Here is a 16,639-nt window from a genome sequence, read left to right on the forward strand (position 1 = left end):
AACTGCCTATTATACTATCGTTCTCAAAAGCATATCCCTCAAAGGAACAATGTTTAAACCACTCCGGAGCATTTGAAGAAACTGGTAATATAATAACCATAAGTTGTAAGGAGTACCATTCTTGTTCACTTTAGCCCAGGTTTGATCAACAATCTTACTGTCGCGTGGAACAATTCCGGTTTCAACAAAACGAACTGGTTCATAGTAAAACTCTAATTCATCCAATCCTATAATACCAAAATGATCCCGTGAATCATACGGTTTAGGGGGTTATGAATTGAATCTGGTCTGAAACAAATTTCAAGAAAATAAATCCGGTAAAGAACAAGCCAACCGAAAAACAGGAAAAATCCCCTGACCATAAATCCTGTCACATTTGTAAACGGTTACATCACATATATTTAATAGAGTTCTCAAATATCTTCATCTTACTTATAAAAACTTTTTATGAGTAAGATGTTCCTTTTTGTGTGCCTGCTCTTTCACTTTGCTGTCTATGCACAGACTCCTAAAGGCCTGGTATCCTTTGGTCAGCCGGACAGTATTAATTCCGGTATTCTGAAAGAAAAAAGGATTTTATGGGTATATAGTCCCGGTGTAGATACCAACTATTTTGAAAAGCCTGCTTATCCCGTGCTATATGTACTTGACGGTGATAACTTCTTTGCTTCCTTTCAAACTATGATGCAGCTATTGAGCACAGACGGGAACACGGCTTTTCCACAGATGATCATTGTGGGTATACTTAATACTGATCGTACACGTGATCTTACTCCCACAGCAAACAGCGCTATGCCCAATTCAGGAGGAGGAGAACAATTCACCGCATTCATGGAAAAAGAACTGATCCCATATATTGACAGCAAGTACCCTACAGCGCCTTACAGGATACTTTTCGGACATTCCCTGGGCGGGTTGCTGGTAACAAATACTCTGCTGCATCATCCCCGGTTATTCAATGCTTATATAGCCTCAGACCCCAGCCTCTTCTGGAATGACAGCCGCATCCTTTCAAATGCTGACGCCCTCCTTCAGCACAATCAATTTAACAACGGCTACTATTACCTGGCTATTGCACATACCATGAAAGCAGATCTCGACACCATACAGGTCAGAAAAGACAATGCAATGGGATCTTTACATACCACCGCTATCCTTCAATTTGCAAACAAGCTGAAAGGGCATGGCAACAACCAGTTAAAATGGCGATACAAATATTATGAAGACGATCATCATAAATCTGTTCCGTTTATTGCTGCATATGATGCATTGCGGCTGATCTTCCGTCAAAATGTATTTCCTACCTATCTTTTTACGGACAAATCAGGCAATACCGATTCGCTGAAAACACTGATCACCGGACATTACAACGCGCTTACAAAGGAAATGGGATATCCTGTCCGTCCTTATGAATGGGAATTTAATAACCTTGGGTACCATCACCTCTTTGAAAAGAATTATGCAAAAGCGCAAATGTTCTTCCAGCTGAATATTGACTATTTTCCCCGTAGCTATAATACGTATGATAGTATGGCGGATTATTACATGGCTACAGGAGATACCACGAAAGCCGTTAGTTACTGGAAGCAGGCGATGAATATAAAACCAGTACCGTGGGTGAAGGAAAAACTAGAAAAAGTTAACGGAGGAAAATGAAGATCAGGAAAAACTGATCTTCCCCTCACATAAATACTGTCATCATGACATCTATTTTTCATCCATTAATAACCCTTATTTAAGCTATTAACCAACAAACAACAAATAACCATCAAATAAATATGATTAACCCTGTCTAATATTCGATAAAAATATTAGTATATTAGTTTAGAGAATTAGAATGAAGAGATTTGTAAGCCTATTAACTCCTCATTATCATTATGCAAAAAATTAGTTCCCTTTAAATTTAATTATCTCTTACTGTAGCTGTTAACAATGATAACTTTCTTTTGTACGCGATATTACCCGCGTGCAGAAGCTAAGACCAGTATTATAAATTCCTCTGATTATGAAATGCGGCATCCCTAACCAGGAAAGCGAAGGCAACTAATAATTGGACCGTGAACAAATTCTTGTTATTTCTTCTCCATTAACCAATTCGTTATGAAAATTGCTATAATTGGAGCGGGGCCTGCTGGCCTCACTGCAGCCTATGTCCTATCTAAAAGTAATTATAAGGTGGATGTGTATGAAGCCAGTGGCCGTGTTGGCGGTATGTCCTGCACAATCGCATTGTGGAATCAAAAAGTTGACATCGGTCCACATCGCTTTTTCAGCACTGATAAAAAAGTTAACTCATTGTGGTTGGAAATAGCTGGTAAAGATTACAGGATGGTAAACCGTCTTACACGTATTTACTACAAAGGAAAATTTTTCAGCTACCCTATCAGGGTATTCAATGCACTTCATAACCTTGGCCTTTATGAAGCTTTAAGATGTATAATAAGTTACTGTAAGGAACAGTTATTTAAAAAGCGTTATACCGGCACATTCAGTAGCTGGGTGCAGTCACGTTTTGGCAAACGGCTGTTTGAAATATTTTTCAAGAGTTATACGGAAAAGCTGTGGGGCCTTCCCTGCGATAAGCTGGATGCAGATTTTGCTGCACAACGTATAAAGCGGCTCTCACTCTATGAAGCCATCAAAAATGCAATTTTACAAGGCAAGGGGAATAAACACAAAACGTTGGTAGATGAATTTGCATACCCTACCGGTGGCTCGGGAATGATATATGACCGGATGCATGAACGTATAAAAGCTAACGGAGGGAATGTGCATCTGCATTGTCCTGTATACAGGATCATAACGGTAAATGAAAAGGTAATAGGATTAGAATTGGGAGATGGAACTTTCTGTGAATACGATCATATTATTTCATCAATGCCCTACAGCCTGATGGTAGAACGCCTGCCGGAAGTGCCAGAGGGGATTAAAAAACTGGCTGCCCGCCTGCGTTACAGGAATACTATCCTCATTTACCTGTTGATAAATGAAACAGATCTCTTCCCTGACAACTGGATATATGTTCACTCCGAAAATCTCAAAATGGGGAGGATCACTAATTTCCGGAATTGGGTACCTCAGCTGTATAACGAAGAAAACAAGACGATACTTGCTATCGAATATTGGTGTAATGACGAAGATACTATGTGGCGTAACACGGATGAAGAACTGGCTGAACTGGCAAAGAGAGAGATCATTAATACCCACCTGGTAAAAGCTGCATCTATTGAAGATCACTATGTACTTCGCCTCCATCGCTCCTACCCTGTTTATAAAAAAGGATACAGATATATCCTGTCACCAATAGAAGAATATTTGTCAGGCATTGAGAACCTGTCAGTAATAGGACGATATGGATCTTTTAAGTATAATAACCAGGACCATAGCATTCTCATGGGATTACTGGCAGCAGAAAATATTATGGAAGGAGCCCAACACCAGCTGCACAGGATCAATACAGATTATGAAACTTACCAGGAATCATACATTGTAACGACTACCGGACTTTCAAAACAATGAGCAGAAAATCCCATTTAATATACCGGGTTGCAGATAACGCTGCAGCAGGATATGAGCGCTATGGTCCTATAGTATTATTGCTGATATGCTGTTTTATTATAAGGAGCAGCTACCTCGTGACCTTATATTATGACACGGATACCGTCACTTATTTTTATGCGTCAGAGCGTATCCTTCATGGTATTGCCGACCCTCTTCGTCCGCCGGTGTATCCGCTTATAATGAAGCTGTTCACAGTATTATGGCCACGGGACCCGTTTCCTCCAATGGTGATATTCCAGAGCATATGCTCCTTTCTGAGTATCATTCCTTTTTATTTCACGTGTAAAATGTGGATGTGCAGCAGGAAGCTCGCGTTAATTGCCAGTATGATATATGGCTGCCTGCCCCTGTTGCATTCATTTAACAATACGATCTTTCCGGAGGCGCTGCTCATTACCTGTTACGTGAACTTACTCTATATTTTCTCCCTTTATCTAAAGAAGCCACAACGGATAACGGCGTGGTTACTGAATATGGGAATTGTGGTAATGGTGTTGTTAAAGCCAGGCTGTTTGTACCTGTATGTTGTATTGGGCCTTATCTGGCTGATAAGAATAGTGGCAGCACGGAGCATTGCTTCATACTATGCTGAGTCAGCCGGATATTTAATGGCTATAGTGCTATTGCTGGTTTACTGCCAGGTGAACAGTTATCAGAATGGTAGTTTTGCTGTATCGACAGTCACCCACGATAACAATTTTGCCAATGTGGTTGCCAGTAATGTCTATAAGAATATTCCGGATAAGAAACTGGTTACAGCGATAGACTCCAGTATAAAAAATGGTGTGTATTATACTATTTATTACCTGAATAACGATCATGATGTTATCCAGCAACAGTATCGGAACTTCCCTTATATCAATAATCCCAACATGAACTACGTCTCAGAAATTCCTTCCAGTAAGTATGGCTATACAAGAAAAGAGCTTGACAAATATATAGGGGATGTAATGCGCACAAAAGAATACTATAGATATGTACTGGAGAACGCCCTGAATTTTATGAACAGTACCATCTTCTCTGTAAAAGGATATATGCTTTGGGTATTAATGCTTTTGCAAGCCGGTTTCGTGGTTTATGCGGGACTGATCAAACGAAACATCCTGTACCTGGACATCTTTGTACTGGGCGCGTCCGGCGGGTTGTTATTAACGTTCTTCATAGTAGGTTTTGGTCAGGCGGAAAGGATATTGGCGCCGGTTGTTCCACTCCTTATATTTCAGTTTTTCCGGTTACTTGATTTACTGGGATCTGTTATAGACATAAAAAGATTGAGTCATCTCGCTACCATTAAACAATTACAATAAATCAAACACATATGATCAACATACCAGCCAGCAAAGGTGTTTTAAAACGCCAGCTGATAAAATATCATCATAAACTTTCACATCATAACCGGGTACATATTATTGCTCATCATCTTGTTAAGAAATTAGATAACCTCAACCTCCTCCCGGAGCACAACAGGTGTGTGGATATTGGCAGCGGCGATATGAAGCTGGTGAGCATCATTGATAGCATTAAGCCACATTGGAACTGGCGATGCCTTGATATACATCCTGCCCGGGGAGAGGGTGGACAATGGGACAGATATGAATTCTTCAATGGAAGGAATATACCCTACGGAGACAAGCATTTTGATATATCCTTACTTGCGGACGTGCTTCATCATGCAGAAGACATACCAGCCCTGCTGCAGGAAGCAAAGCGTGTGTCCAGGTATATTGTAATAAAGGACCATTTTGAGTATGGTTTCTATTCCAACACAATGCTAAAAGCTATGGACATTTTTGGTAACTGGGCATATGACGTAAAGGTGCCGGGTAAATACTTTACCAGGAAGTCGTTTGCTGAATTATGCCAGCGTACGGGGCTTGAAGTAGTGGATATGGAAATTGGCATGGACCTGTACCAGCATCTTCCCGTACTAAATGCTATCCTGAAATCTGACTGGCATTTTACAGCGGTCTTAAAATCAAAATGAAGAAGGCTTGTATGACCAAACCTGCATGGGCGAAAAGGATATTAAGAATGACCCTGTGGCCTCTCATCGCTTTCCTGCTGATAGCACTGCTTCGTGTTTTTGTACTTGATATCTATAAAGTTGATTCCTCCAGTATGGAAAGGGAATTATTTACCGGAGATATTATAGTGGTAAACAAACTGAAGTATGGCGCCAGGATGCCGATGAGCCTCCGTGAAATACCATTGCTCTCTGCCTTTTCCTATATTCCCGGATTCCGTTTCCGGGTAGAAAAGGAACATTGGGAATACCGCAGGTTGCCGGCATTTTCGAAAATAAAAAGAAATGATGTCATTGTTTTTGACCATCCCCAATCCGGGCTGCCGGTAGTAAAACGATGTGTTGGTTTACCCGGGGATACGGTTGCAATAAGACACAATAACCGTTATGCCAACAGGATGATACAGCAGGACCCCTCTACCGTGGTGTATTCCTACTGTGTTAAATCGAGGGCCGGGTTTATATCTGAAGATACTTTATCTGCTTATGGGCTCACAGAAGATGATGTTTTATGGCGCTGGCAACAGTATTATCATCTGTCAATGACCGATGTGGAGGCCGCCGGTTTCCGGAAATGTTTATTGACAGATACCCTGTTTAAAGACGATTATGGCCCGGATGCTGCCGGCCCTTCACTGTTCCCGGGCTCACGTTTTTATCGTTTCAGCCGGGAGAACTACGGGCCATTGATAGTTCCTAAAAAGAATATGACGATCAGGCTTGATGAAAGGGCACTTGACATATACAGGAGCGCTATTGAAATGTATGAGGGAAATAAATTAGAGATGCGGGATGGTAGTCTTTACATCAATGGAGTGCAAACCAACGTATACTGTTTTAAAATGGACTACTTCTTTGTGCTGGGCGACAACCGGTATCATTCCATTGATTCGCGTTATTGGGGATTTGTACCGGAGCACTCAATAGTTGGCGTGGAAGATGGAATAGTGTGGAAAAAGAAGCGTTAATAATCATTGGATTTGTTGACAACAAATAAATTTCATCACTTAATTAATCTAAACGAATGAAAAAAATAACTCTAAAAATTTGTTTTGCCCTCTTCGTTTTGGTGGCTCTGTTCCTCAATATAGAGACTGTGCTGAACACAGGAACAACCTCCAATTTCCAGTTTAGCGCTATACATAAGGTGTACGCCCAGAGTAGCAGCAGTAGCAGTAGTAGTAGCAGCAGTAGTAGTACAAGTAGCAGCAGCAGTAGTAGCAGTAGCAGCAGTAGTACCAGCAGCAGTGTTCCTTCATCATGGGGCAGTGGCAATCCATGGGGCACAGGAGCAAACTGGTACCAGGTATCAACTACCATAACCGCAGGAACTACGTATACCGATGTTTCAAAGGATGGTGGACTTACTTGGAGCCTGAGTGCCACTATCCTGGGAACGGGAGTTACAGTGGGCAGCTCTAAACCAGACGGGAATGGATCTTTAACACGGACAATTACTGTAACCACCACCACCCCCAACGTTCCCCGTTGTGTGGAAGGCGGCACCTCAAGGTGCGACTTCCCTTCTCTTTAAAACATGTGTCAACAAATCATTATAGTGGGTATCGACAGGTATCCACTATACTTCCAATCCCATCGTAACCTGAAATCGCTATATAATTATTCATTATGAAAAATCTATTCTGGTTGTCTGCCTTCCTGATCATTGCAGGGTGCCGGCAGCATGAATCTCCCGCAGATCTCTCTAAGGTCCCGAAAATAAATATCGGGGCAACGACTGATAGTGTTAACAACATAAACATAAAAGGCACCTCTTCAATAGTATGCCTGGGACAGATACCGGGTGCAATTATAGGCAGCATTTCAAAGCTATATGCCGGAAAGTCGCATTATGTAATTTTTGACAAGGTCAGGAATGTCATTTACATCTATGATAAGTCCGGCCGTTTCCTGCGTCAGATCGGTGATAGCAAAAAGGAGCAAAACCCTTATGGCGCCATTACCGATATGGTATACTATCCTGAAACAGACCATATTGAAGTATACTACATTGCCAAACGAATGATGGTCGAATATGAAATAACGGGAAAGAAGCTTTCAGAAAGGAGATCGCAGTTTTACTTTCTTTCATTCTATAAAGCAAAGGAAGGCTATTGGATATATGGTTGTTTTGAAGAAAACAAGCCGCGCCGGTTTTATAGCATGGACGTTAACAGATACAATCTGCTGCTGGTTTCCCACGATCTCAGGAAAATCAAGGCAGGGTTCTGCAAGGCTATGAACTTCTATGACCGTACTGACGGTAATGATAATTTCCTGACTAATTCCAAGGGTGAACTTTTCTTTAAATATGGGTTTAGCGATGTTCTGTACAGAATTGAGGGAGAAAAAGCCTATCCTTATCTACGGTTCGACTTCGGTGCAGCGCAACTGCCTTATGAATATTTATCCAACATATCCAATAATAAGGAATTTCAATCCCTGTTATATGAACAGGATATTAAGTACAATGGGCTCAAGTACAAATTCCAACTGGGGGACCAACTTATTTATTTCGGCTGCTCTCCGTACAGGATCGCTTCTCAGAAACAGCAAACCCTGGTGTGCTTCATGGACAGTCTACGCTATAAATCAGGCAACTATCCTGATACAGCTTTCAATCCCGGTCTTCTGAGCATACCGGTTGCCATCCAGGACAAAAAGATATACTATACGGTCATCCCTGCTTTACTCAACGAGCATCAGCTGGAAACATTTAACAGGAGGTACCATACACAGGTAAAGCCAGACTCTAATCCCTTATTACTTATTAATGATGAAGAAAATATTTTCTAGCAGGGCCTTTTATAGTTCCGTCATAGTATGCCTTCTGATAATTAACATCCTGCTTATAGCTATACTGAAGATGGCGCGTGCCGGAGCGAGTGAACAGAGCACCGGTTTAAAGGAAAAAGAACGCTACTATCATGTGGTCATCAACCAACTAATGGGACTTAATGTTTCCGGTCTTAAACCAGGAGAACTGAAACTATGTATCTACCTGAATTTGTCTGGCTGTGATGAGTGCAACGATAAAACCCTGGAGTTTGCCCGGGCGAAGTTCAGTAAGGAAGACCTGTGTATAGTGGTAGATGAGAAATACAGGAATAACCTGCCACCTTATCTGAAAGAACCAGGTTATGAATTATACTTCGAAAAAGAAGACAGGTTCTTTGAATCAGCCACCCCGTTCTTCTTCATCAACATACACGGAAATGCGATCCTGAAGTTCACTCATGACAATGATCATCCGGAGCTGTCTGATCTGTACTTTGATAAAGTAGCAAATTATCTAAAAATAATAAGGTCAAATGTTTAATATCAATCGTTTTGAAGCAGGGATTATACTCCATATAATCGCGTTCCTTATCGTGAATGTCTGTGTACGCGCACAACCCCCATCAGCGAAAGAAATACGGATAGATCCGGCTTATGCGCTTTCAGTTCCGGCATCGGAAGTGCTGGATGAAGTAACTTATATTCCCCTGGAGACAACAAAAGAGAGCGTATTCGGGTATATATACAAATTATTCATTACAGCTGACAACTTTATTATTTATGACAAGGACACTCATTCGATCCTCCTTTTCAGCAAAGCCGGGAAGTTTCAGAAGAAGTTTCCAATAGGTACTTATGACAGTCCGGGGTTCCTGGTAAATAAGCAGGAGAATGAAATCATCACCTTAAGGGGAAGTATGCTTAACAGCTATGGATTTGATGGGGTAAAAAAACGGGAAGTGCGCGGAGCGTTTCCGGGAAATCCTTACTTCTTTCCGGATAACCGGACAGTGTATGCTTATTATGGGGTGAAAGAAAGTGTATTCAGGGATACAATAGTAAACGAAGTATCTCTGACAGAAAATGGAAAAAGATATGCGGAATTTTTACCTTACAACAGTAAAACGTCACCTATCGAAACCGGTGACTGGGTAACAGATAATCACTATGTATTTTATGAGGGCGGAAATGACACAACTATTCTCTATTGCCGTCCTTATGATTACAATATATACAGCATAACACCCGCCGGAGTTACAAGGGAATTCAGTTTTATACTTCCTCTTGCCAATACACTACCAGACACTTTTTTCACAACCTCAACTCTTCAAAAAGGGAACCGGAGGGCTTACTTTGCAGCAAACAAAGCCGGTGTATACGGGATCTCATTTCCTTACCGGTCAGGAAATGTTCTATTCTTTAAGCTAAACTCCTGGGAGAACTCGCTTGGTAATGGAGACTCCTATATGTATCATATTAAATCCGGTACGTTAGTATCTGTAGGTGGTATAACGGAAGATGAGATAAGTTATTTTTTGCCTGTGACCGATCTTCATGAGGGTGATGAGTTTTATAACAGAAATTTTCTGACAAGCGATAACCAATATATATATACGAGCATATCGGCAGCTAATTTACTCAAGCTAAAAGATAAGTCGTTACATACTGTTTCGTATCCTGAAAGCCTGAGGAACTTTTTCAAAAAGGGTTCACGGCTTGACAACCCGGTAATTGTGGCATTAAAGCCTAAAAAAGAATTTTAGTATGAGGTCCTTTCTCCTTGTGCTATTGACGCTGTTTGCTGTAGTTCCCTGTGCCAGGGGGCAGCAGGGTAATCCTGTTAAATCCGGCGTGGCAGAAGGTATTCTGACAGATTCTGTCAGCGGGAAAGGATTAGCCTCCGGAACAGTTTCTATTTACAAGGTGAAGGATTCATCCCTGGTTATTTTCCAGTTATCTGCCACTAACGGGAGTTTCCGGTTTGATTTACTACCAGTGTCAGTTCCATTGGAGCTGGTAATCAGTTTTATGGGGTACCGGCGGTATATCAGGCACTTCACATTGGCACCTCAGCAGAAGTATGATCTAGGACGCATTGGTATGGTACGTAGTGATATCAGCCTGAAAGAATTTACTGTAGCACCAGAACGGCCGCCGGTGCAAATGAACGGGGATACCCTTGAGTTTAATGCAGATGCATTCAGCATGGATAAGAATGCGGTGGTGGAAGATCTTCTGAAACGGCTACCGGGTGTAACTGTATGGGGAGATGGGAAAATTACGGTTTTTGGAAAGACCGTAAACAATGTACTGGTAGACGGTAAGCCATTTTTTGGAAGGGATGGGACTATTGCTACTCAAAATCTCCCGAAAAATGCAGTGGATAAGGTACAGGTATATACAGACAGGGATAACCAGCGAAGTGAGCAGGATTCTGTAATGAGCGTAAATATCAAATTAAAAAAAGATAAGAACAGTGGATATTTTGGTAAGATCGGCGCCGGATATGGCACAGGTAACAGATATACTGCAGACGCAATGCTAAGCGGCTTTACTCCGCGCAGCCAGCTCAGCATTGCAGGTGCATTGAACAATATCAATGTAACTGCTCCGGATGTAACCACCCTGATGCGGAACAGTTCATTTAAAGGAGTTGGAATTAACATAGAGTATCAGCCGAATTTTGATATGGAAGGATTACATAAAACCACCTCTGCCGGCCTGACCTTTCAACATGACTTTATACCTGATCCGGGGCCGATGAAAAACAACCGCATAGATGGGAACTATTTCCTGACCAACCAACAAAGCGAGGTACTTAAGAATACTGTTATCAGAACAACCTTAAACGGAGATAGTGCACTGTTGAATATTTCCCGTAATACTATGCAGGGAACCAACCGTAATCAGATCTTTAATGCAAACTACGGCGTCAAAAATGAAACCGGAGAGTATTATTTATCACATCAGATAGCGCTGAATGACATGATCAGCCTTTCCGAACAGGCAGGAGAAGTGACTAATGAAAAGGGAATACAACGAAGTATAAACAACAGTGTATTCCGTCAGGACCGCAATTCCAGGGATATCATCATCAAGGCAGGGCTGAATAATATAAACACGATGCTGAAGCTAGATTATATTCTTACGTTAAACCGTACTCATGACCGGCAGCTGAATAAAACTGAATTCCATTCACTTTCGGACCAGGAATTGCAGGCGTTTTTTAACCGGCAATATAATAACCGGTCGTCCCTGACCAGCAACGAATTAAATGCCAGATATGCCCTATCCAAAGCACTCTGGGGAGATAATAAGTTCCGGGGAACAGGACTTAACCTGATCAATGAATTTAAGTGGGATGTCAGGAAAGAAAACAATATAGTAGGTGACCTGGATACGTTACAACATTCTTATGCAGCTAACAATTATCTTACTAATGAGATGCGGACCTCCAATATAGACGAGAAACCGGGGATCTCCCTGAACCGGCGTTTTGCGAAAACATTTACTAACCGTTACCGGAAAGTATGGTGGATTACACTTACGGGGCAGGAGCAATTTTTCAGTCAGAAAAATGTAGCTGTAAAGTCCTATCAGAATTTCAGCCGTACTTACACTGTTTTTCTGCCTTCTGCAAGCCTGCTGTTTGAAAACGAGCAAATAAGCGATCACCGTACGTCTTATACATTAAAGTATAGCAAAAGAGCTGATTATCCTACAGCGGGCCAGCTGGTACCACTTATAGACAGTTCCAATGTTTATTACCAGCGTATGGGAAACAGCGCTCTCAGTCCGGAGGTTAGTAATCAATTGTCTCTCTCTATATTTTTCTTCAGTTTCCGTACCAATAAACTATTTGACAATTATTCACTGGATATAAGCGCAGGCACTGTAAACAATGCCTTTACAGATAGTTCGTTTTACCAGCCATCCGGCCGGACAGTATCTTATACAATTAACAGGAGTGGCGCCAGGTTCCTTCGCATAGACGGGAATTTTTACCGGGCGGTAAAGCTTGATGGTCATCAGTTCCAGATTGTTGGTAAAGCATCTGCCATGCTAAACGAACGTCCCCGTTATATTAATGCCGTGCTGATCCAGACCAGCAGTCTTTTCGGGCAAGGTAGTGTAAACGTATTGTATACCTGTAAAGATCTTTTTGCATTCAATATTGCGGAAGCGGTGAATGTTGTAAGCTCCGGGCAGTCAGGAGCCGGCGGCTCCATGAAAAACGTTGTGTATAAAACAACGCTGAGCTCAAGTATAAATCTTCCGGCAAGGTTGACATTAAGTTCCAATATCACTTTTAATCATACTACATCTACTTATTTACCTGCCAGGAACTTCCGGATATGGAATGCTTCACTTGCATGGCGGTTACTGGAAGGGAATCAGGGTGAAGTCAAATTTACCGCAATGGATCTGCTGCATCAGAACAATAGCGTGTTGAATATTGGAAATTATAACGCCATTACTACCGGTACTGTTAATGTATTGCAACAATATTTTATGCTCACGGTTTCCTATTTCCCCAGGAAGTTCGGGAAAAGAGTAAAAAAACCGGTAGGTACTTTTAATGAATTGCTTAAAAATTAAAGATGGGAAAAAATATTTTTCTGGTTTTCCTGGTATCCCTGATACTATGCTTTGCCGGGTTACATAATAAATTTCCGCTACTCACGGGTGATTCCGGTGTATACATAAACACCGGCTTTAATCACGACCTGGTCCCTTACAACGGGTCTTTTTACGGGTTGTTTATAGCGCATTCCAGCTGGGGCCGCTCTATATGGTTTGTGATCCTTTCACAGTCATTTATTTTATCGATAGTGCTCTATTACATTTTCCGTTATTTCCCCGGCGTAAAATACAGCTGGCATTGTTTTACAGCATATGCTCTTTTTTTAGCATATACTACAGTGGCATCGGTTACTGCCAGCAGCATTGATCCGGGAATATTTACTTCTGTAACTATACTTACATCTGGTCTGCTGTTTATTGTACCTGATCTTTCACGCAGGGACCGCTGGATATTACTGTTCATTGGGGTGTTGTGTGCACTGATGGACAAAGCCAATCTTCTGTATCTCTCTATTGTTACCTTACCTGGCCTGGTAGTTCTTTTACGGGAACGCAGGCAGTTCTGGCCCCGGTATAGGAATATGATAGCGGTAGCAGGCATTGGATGGTTACTTTCCCTTGCCGGTAACCGGTTACTAAAGCCCTCTACCGGGGAGATGGCAGTTATAAGTCATAAAACACCACAGCCCTTCTATCACATCGGTGTTGGCAGCGTACCTTATGGTCCAGGTTCAGCTTCTCTCAATGCTGTTAACAATTGGTTCAACTGGGAGGGCAGAGAGTATCTTATAAGCCGGCAGTATCAAAACTGGTTATACTATGATTACCTTAACTATGCGATCATTGCCACGACCGTTGCGGGCCTCATATACCTGGTGTTCTTTATTGTCCGTCACCGGCGTACACGTTACCTGTGGCCGGCCTTGTACCTGGCAGGTGGTATTACAATACAGATTGTCATTTCCGCAATACTATATAAGAGTACTAACCCCGTAACAGGCCAGGTTGCCTGGATACTAACCTTGCCGGTATGGATCTGTGCCACAGCATACCTATCAGGCAAAAATAACTATCACGTACAATCTTCTGAAAGCTAATGAAACGATATTATATAAGAGTACTGATACATGTGCTGAGCATACTGGCGGCGGCCGTCACCTTATGCTTCCTTGCCTTTTACAATCGTTATCCACTTGTTTTTAATAATGATAGCGGTGTATATATAGAGAATGGGATGTATGGCATTGTAGCGGCTGACAGGCCGATATTATACGGTTTGTTTATTCTTGCCCTCAGCTTTTGCAATTCACTCTGGGGAGTGGTGCTTGCCCAGGGGCTTATCACGGCGCTTGTGCTTTACTACTATTTCAGGTACTTTGTGGGTGGGGCAAGTTATCTTACCTGGTACTATGTTTTTGTACTGTTAATCTCCCTGGTAACAAGCGCTTCATTTGAAGTAAGCTGGCTTATGCCGGATATATTTACGCCGCTTTGCCTGCTGTTAATGGGCTTACTGATGTTTTCCGGTAATATGAAAACCAGGGATCTTGTGATAGTTTCTCTCCTGATGATATTCAGTATTGGCACCCATAATTCTCACATGTATATCTGCTTTTGTGTTTGTGCAGTTATTATGTGCGGGTTTCTGATACCATCCATCAAGCGGATGTATACAGAAATTGGTTTCCGGTATAAAAGATTGCTTTATACAGTACTATTGATAATAGGAGGCGTTGCAGGAACGGGAGGCATACATTACCTGTTTACCGGTCAGTTTGAAAGTTCCCGCGGCGGGTCTGTGTTTTTTATGAGCAACCTTATAGAGATGGGAGTGGTTGACATATACCTGGATGAGAACTGTGCCACGAAGGAGTACCGTATTTGCGCCTATAAGGACTCTCTGCCCAATAATTTTCTCTGGAATTATGAGGGTCCTATCGGGAAGCTGGGAGGATGGACGGAGAATGAAAAAGAATTCGGAGAACTTGTAAAAGATATTGTGCAGAAGCCACGGTACGCCAAAATGGTATTAGGGCAATCTGTGATATACACACTGAAACAGCTATGTAATTATGATATTGTAGACATTTCTCCGCCGGGAGACCGGATAAAAAATGCTATTGAACTGAATTACCCTTTAAGCGAAACAGAAGGCCTGGAAAATGCCAGGGAGAATAATAATACATTAAAAACCGGTTTTATCAACTTTGCACAGAACATTGTAGTGGGATGGTGTTTGTATTGCTACACCGTAATGCTTTGGCGGCGCCGCTACCCTTCAAAGTATCGTCTGTTTATTTTGTTCATACTTATATGTCTTCTTGTAAATGCGGCTATCTGCAGTATTTTTTCCGGTGTTTTTCCCCGTTACCAGACCCGTGTTATATGGTTGCTGCCACTTCCCCTGTTCATGTATGCAGCAGAAAGCAGATGGTATAGATTCCGGCTCTCTTTAAAACTGATTAAGCAAATTCTTTTAAATCCCAGAAAGATATGGAACTCACAATTTTAATGCCTTGCCTGAATGAATTGGAAACAATTGGCACATGTATAAGAAAGGCCAAAAGATCTATTAAGGCATTCAACCTGGATGCTGAAATACTTATTTCAGATAATGGCAGTACCGACGAATCTATATTGATTGCAGAAAGTATGGGAGCAAGGGTTGTGATAACAGAAGAAAAAGGATATGGAAGCGCCCTGCGGTATGGTATTGCCAATGCCCGTGGAAAGTTTGTCATTATGGCCGATGCCGATGATAGTTACAACTTCGAGGATATTTATCCATTTGTTGTAAAACTAAGGGAAGGGTATGACCTGGTGATGGGTAACCGGTTTAACGGTGGTATTGAGAAGAATGCAATGCCGTTGTTACACCGTTACCTTGGTAACCCGGTATTATCATTCCTTGGCAGATTATTCTTCAGATTACCTATCCGGGATTTTCACTGCGGTTTCAGGGGATTCAATACCCAGGCTATGAAGGCTATAGATTTTACAACTACAGGAATGGAATTTGCCAGTGAGATGATCATTAAATCTTCATTCCGGAAACTGCGCATAGCGGAGATCCCGGTAAAGCTTTATCCTGATGGCCGTACACGAGCGCCTCATCTCCGTACCTGGCGTGATGGATGGAGGCATCTGCGTTTTCTGCTGCTGTATAGTCATAACTGGTTGTTCTTATATCCCGGTCTGGCACTGATTATTGGCGGGCTGGGAATTGTGGGCGCATTATTGCCGGCGCCTATTACTATTGGCAAGGTAACTTTTGATATACATACGATGTTGTATGCAGCTTTCTTTGTACTGACAGGTATGCAGATGCTTACATTTTATTACTGCTCGCAGTTATTTGCCTCACACATGGGGTTGGTGAAGAAGCCATCCTGGTTACCTGCCTTCAACAGATTCTTTACACTTGAACGTGGTTTAATAATAGGTGTAACACTTTTTCTGACAGGTATCATACTTACGCTTTGCAGTTTTCAGATATGGACACATAAATCATTCGGGAATTTACAACCATCTTCTATGCTCAGAATTATTATACCCTCGATAATGACATTGATACTGGGCACACAGGTCATACTAAGCAGTTTCTTTGCCAGTATACTGGATATATGGAAAAACAAACATACTGAGGACTGACATATGTTAAGAGGAGAAAGGGAGGTTCCTGGTCTTATGGCG

General features: G+C 41.9%; 13 protein-coding genes. All 13 read left to right on the forward strand.

The genetic code is table 11. From position 1 onward, the window contains the following. The first annotated feature begins 447 nt into the window (after positions 1-447). The 13 genes from GO493_RS17160 (at position 448) to GO493_RS17220 (ending at position 16,597) form a co-directional block, all read left to right on the forward strand. Positions 448-1,656 (forward strand): alpha/beta hydrolase-fold protein, encoded by a 1,209-nt coding sequence (locus GO493_RS17160; RefSeq protein ID WP_157307449.1) that lies wholly within the window; start codon positions 448-450, stop codon positions 1,654-1,656. Positions 1,657-2,100: 444 nt separating this feature from the next. Next, positions 2,101-3,519 carry an FAD-dependent oxidoreductase gene (locus tag GO493_RS17165; protein WP_157307450.1) on the forward strand — a complete coding sequence of 473 codons (1,419 nt, stop codon included), beginning with the start codon at positions 2,101-2,103 and terminating at the stop codon, positions 3,517-3,519. Continuing rightward, positions 3,516-4,868 (forward strand): glycosyltransferase family protein, encoded by a 1,353-nt coding sequence (locus GO493_RS17170; protein ID WP_157307451.1) that lies wholly within the window; start codon positions 3,516-3,518, stop codon positions 4,866-4,868. The genes GO493_RS17165 and GO493_RS17170 overlap by 4 nt, the downstream gene beginning before the upstream one ends. Before the next feature lie 11 nt (positions 4,869-4,879). Further along, a complete protein-coding gene (locus GO493_RS17175; RefSeq protein WP_157307452.1) occupies positions 4,880-5,545 on the forward strand; it encodes a methyltransferase domain-containing protein in 666 nt (221 codons plus the stop codon). After that, positions 5,542-6,552, forward strand: coding sequence for a signal peptidase I (gene lepB / locus GO493_RS17180; RefSeq protein ID WP_157307453.1), 1,011 nt, complete (start codon positions 5,542-5,544; stop codon positions 6,550-6,552). The genes GO493_RS17175 and lepB overlap by 4 nt, the downstream gene beginning before the upstream one ends. 56 nt (positions 6,553-6,608) lie before the next feature. Then, positions 6,609-7,118 (forward strand): hypothetical protein, encoded by a 510-nt coding sequence (locus GO493_RS30870; RefSeq protein WP_198315744.1) that lies wholly within the window; start codon positions 6,609-6,611, stop codon positions 7,116-7,118. 95 nt (positions 7,119-7,213) lie between these two features. Next, positions 7,214-8,380 carry a 6-bladed beta-propeller gene (locus tag GO493_RS17190; RefSeq protein ID WP_157307454.1) on the forward strand — a complete coding sequence of 389 codons (1,167 nt, stop codon included), beginning with the start codon at positions 7,214-7,216 and terminating at the stop codon, positions 8,378-8,380. 70 nt (positions 8,381-8,450) lie between these two features. Then, positions 8,451-8,903: a hypothetical protein gene (locus GO493_RS17195; RefSeq protein ID WP_157307455.1), complete on the forward strand. Its 453-nt coding sequence runs from the start codon at positions 8,451-8,453 to the stop codon at positions 8,901-8,903. Beyond that, the gene (locus GO493_RS17200) at positions 8,896-10,125 is read left to right on the forward strand and encodes a 6-bladed beta-propeller (RefSeq protein ID WP_157307456.1); all 1,230 of its coding nucleotides are present in this window, start codon (positions 8,896-8,898) and stop codon (positions 10,123-10,125) included. Before GO493_RS17195 ends, GO493_RS17200 begins: the two co-directional genes overlap by 8 nt. 1 nt (position 10,126) lies before the next feature. Further along, positions 10,127-12,961 (forward strand): outer membrane beta-barrel protein, encoded by a 2,835-nt coding sequence (locus GO493_RS17205; protein ID WP_157307457.1) that lies wholly within the window; start codon positions 10,127-10,129, stop codon positions 12,959-12,961. Positions 12,962-12,963: 2 nt separating this feature from the next. Next, the gene (locus GO493_RS17210; protein ID WP_157307458.1) at positions 12,964-14,043 is read left to right on the forward strand and encodes a hypothetical protein; all 1,080 of its coding nucleotides are present in this window, start codon (positions 12,964-12,966) and stop codon (positions 14,041-14,043) included. Then, entirely contained in the window at positions 14,043-15,458 is a 1,416-nt protein-coding gene (locus GO493_RS17215; protein WP_157307459.1) for a hypothetical protein, read from the forward strand. Before GO493_RS17210 ends, GO493_RS17215 begins: the two co-directional genes overlap by 1 nt. Beyond that, positions 15,440-16,597, forward strand: a complete 1,158-nt coding sequence (locus tag GO493_RS17220; protein WP_157307460.1) for a glycosyltransferase family 2 protein — start codon at positions 15,440-15,442, stop codon at positions 16,595-16,597. The genes GO493_RS17215 and GO493_RS17220 overlap by 19 nt, the downstream gene beginning before the upstream one ends. Positions 16,598-16,639 lie beyond the last annotated feature (42 nt).

The sequence above is a fragment of the Chitinophaga tropicalis genome (genome assembly GCF_009758205.1).
GTDB lineage: Bacteria > Bacteroidota > Bacteroidia > Chitinophagales > Chitinophagaceae > Chitinophaga > Chitinophaga tropicalis.